This window comes from Paraburkholderia sp. NMBU_R16 (genome assembly GCF_013282575.1).
In the GTDB taxonomy this organism is placed as follows: domain Bacteria; phylum Pseudomonadota; class Gammaproteobacteria; order Burkholderiales; family Burkholderiaceae; genus Trinickia.
Genome location: NZ_JAAAYE010000259.1, coordinates 1 through 619 on the forward strand (window position 1 = coordinate 1; position 619 = coordinate 619).

1 pseudogene is annotated in these 619 nt (G+C 61.4%); it reads left to right on the top strand.

Annotated features, from left to right (window positions below):
• A pseudogene (locus GWC77_RS28155) lies at window positions 1–449 on the top strand (IS21 family transposase); the annotation flags it as partial.
• Window positions 450–619 lie beyond the last annotated feature (170 nt).

The window sequence follows — 619 nt, forward strand, 5'->3', positions numbered from 1 at the left end:
CCTTGCGGCTACCCGGCCTGGCTTCTGGCTCTGTCACAGTGATGTCCATCAAATCGAAAATGATGGGCACCACTTTGATGTCGGTTCTCGCCGTCGTCTACGACGGTCGTCGTGAGGCGCTTACGCTCAATCTGGTCTATCGCGATCAGATCTTTCCGCGCGAGGCCTATCGCCTGACCTTCGATCGCCTGCTCGAGCGGCTCCCGGAGCGCCAAGCATGCAGGACCATGGTTGAACTGCTCAGCCTGGCCCACGAGCACAACTGCGAAGCGCAACTGGCCCAGGCGTTGCAGCAGTGTCTGGACGATGGACAGTTACCCGACCTGGACGCACTGTGTGCACGTTTCGAAGCGAAGCCCACGAGCAGCATGCCGGAGGTGAACATCCAGCTCGCGCAGCTGAGCGACTACGAAGCCCTGCTTGGGATGGAAACGGAGGTGGCAGCATGACTCACGATTTCGACGCCACCCGCTTGTCGCTGCTGCTCAACGATTTGCGGCTGCCCGCCATCAAGCAGATCTGGCCCAGCTTTGCCGAACGTTCCGATACGGAAGGCTGGCCGGCGGCACGCCTGCTGATGGCGCTGGCTGAACACGAAATCGCCGAGCGCGATCGACGC